Source organism: Micromonospora sp. NPDC047707, from assembly GCF_040704235.1.
GTDB lineage: Bacteria > Actinomycetota > Actinomycetes > Mycobacteriales > Micromonosporaceae > Micromonospora.
In genome coordinates this window covers 1-2,108 of record NZ_JBEYSU010000128.1, presented here as the reverse complement: position 1 = coordinate 2,108, position 2,108 = coordinate 1, and the positions used below count along the sequence as shown (strand labels likewise).

General features: G+C 64.5%; 3 protein-coding genes. 1 reads left to right on the top strand and 2 read right to left on the bottom strand.

From position 1 onward, the window contains the following. Nucleotides 1-203: 203 nt before the first annotated feature. Together AB0873_RS32350 and AB0873_RS32345 are read right to left on the bottom strand one after the other, a co-directional pair. Nucleotides 204-629, bottom strand: coding sequence for a hypothetical protein (locus AB0873_RS32350; RefSeq protein ID WP_366604579.1), 426 nt, complete (start codon nt 627-629; stop codon nt 204-206). Nucleotides 630-640: 11 nt separating this feature from the next. Next, nucleotides 641-1,330 (bottom strand): hypothetical protein, encoded by a 690-nt coding sequence (locus AB0873_RS32345; protein ID WP_366604577.1) that lies wholly within the window; start codon nt 1,328-1,330, stop codon nt 641-643. Nucleotides 1,331-1,567: 237 nt separating this feature from the next. Here AB0873_RS32345 and AB0873_RS32340 point away from each other — a divergent pair, with 237 nt between their 5' ends. Further along, complete coding sequence (locus AB0873_RS32340; RefSeq protein WP_366604574.1) at nt 1,568-2,092, top strand: HIRAN domain-containing protein; 525 nt, start codon at nt 1,568-1,570, stop codon at nt 2,090-2,092. Nucleotides 2,093-2,108: the final 16 nt, after the last annotated feature.

The window sequence follows — 2,108 nt, the reverse complement described above, 5'->3', positions numbered from 1 at the left end:
AACGGTTGGCTCGACACCACCGGACCTACCGAGGGCCTTCTCTCACGTCCAACACGACACGCCGACGGACCCGCCCCACTTCTCAAACGCTCACTTAGATCCCTGCTGTGGAGCAACCGTTCCCCGGTGTCGGCCGCTCCGTGACGCCTCTGTCCCGAATCCATGGATTGCCCGGCGAGTAGTCGCTCTTTGGACGTCTCGGGCTAGTTGAGGTCAACCTGCCGCAAGGTGGTGCGCGTAGCGATGTAGATGTATGGTCCGGTTTGCGCTAGCAGAGCCTCAATACGCCGCCACTGGCACAGGACAATCTCCAACTGCTCGAACGTGCCGCGGGCGTGCTCCGTCGACAACGCCACCATGCGCGCGTTGTTGTCCCGCACGGCCGCGAGTTCCCTGCGGTGCGCCTGAATCTGACCGTCCCGGGTGAGGATGAGCCACCCCCGCTGCGACACGACTGGAATCCAGTCGAGGTCCTTGGCCCCGGGAGTGGTGACCGGGCAAGCCGGCCGTGCCCGACGCTTGATGATCGCACCCGGGTCGCCCGGGTACGTCACGTCAGCACGCAGGCCGGCGAGCACGTGCGCCAGCCCTAGCACGTCGGCGTCGACGTAGAAGCGGACGTCGGTCACGCGAGGCGGCCTCACGCGGCGCGATCGGACGAGCAGGCGCGCCTACTCTCCTCATACGCAAGCGCCCATCGAACGTCGGGCACGGTTAGGTGGAACAGCTCAGCCAGGTACTCGACATCTTCGCCGGAGTCTGCCTGTTCCCAGATCGCCGCAGTGCTGATGCCCTTAACTGCGGGTCGGCCGAAGCGGGTGTCTGGGCGGATCCGGACGGTTGACTTCTCGTCCGCAGTGGGTCGCCATCCGGCGGCGAGGTCGCCTTCCCAGTCCACTCGGTCGTAGAACTGCTCCGACGGCCCCGTCAGCAGAAGCTGTCCGCTGACCTCGGCAACCATGTACCACTCTGGGGCGAGCCCAGCCGAGATCTGAGCCTTGTGCACCAGCTCTTTGTTGACGGCATACGGACGCCGGTCCGCCAACGGGTAAGGGACGCCTAGCTCCGTTCGCAGCTTGTCAATGAAGGAACGCAGTTCCTTCATTGGAACCCTGTCCCTGCGGCGGTACTGACGAAGCAAGCCGGCCTCAACGAACTCGGCCCACGTCACGGAACGCCCACCTTGCGGCTCGCTGCGAAGAATCGGCGGGTACGTCACGCCGCGACGTGTTCCACCCTCCAGCCAGTAGTGGAGGGTGCTCTGCGGAAGATCGAGCAGCCGGGCAGCCTCTGCCTCGGTGAACATCTCGGCGTGAAGGACGGTGACCACGCTGTCAGTGTTGCACCAACCACTGCTCGCGGCAGTCCGACAGTCGGTTCATTTCATCAAACGCAGTCAAGCCGTATGGCTTGGGGATCACACACGTTCGCACCTCGTGTACCGCGAACGCCGTGGCCAAGCCGAAGGGGCACCAACCCGCATCCCTCCGGGGTGGTCGGTGAACCCGACGAACAGCCGGGCCGAACGGATGACGGTTGCGGAGAGCATCCGCGATAGCGTGCCACGGTGACCAGACCCTTTGACTTGTGGGGCCAGCGAGGCTGGCGCGGGCAAGAGGTGGCAGGCGAATCCAACTACAGCAAGGAGATCCGCGCGCTCTTCGGGCGGTCGTTCGACCCCGACGGCACCGAGATCACCACGCAGGCCCACCTCATACCCGAGCCCGCCAACAAGTACGACCGCAACGCTGTCAAGGTTGTCTGCTCCGGCAAGTGCGTCGGCTACCTTCCCAAGGAAGATGCGGCGCGGTACGCACCCGTTTTGACGCAACTGATCAATCAGGGTTGGACGCCGCAAGTCCAGGCCGACGTGTGGGGCATGGAGCGGCCGGACTGGGACAACCCTCGCCGAACCAGGTTTGTCTGCTCCGTCAGGATCGACCTCGCCGAGCCCCACATGATCGTGCCAACGAACATGCCTCCGTCGGACCTCCACACGGTTCTTCCCACAGGTTGTCAAGCCCCGGGTTTGATGGAGAGTTGGTTAGCTGGTTTTCAGGGCTGCGGTGACCGGGTGGGTCATCGCGTGTAGTGCCTCGTGTTCGGCG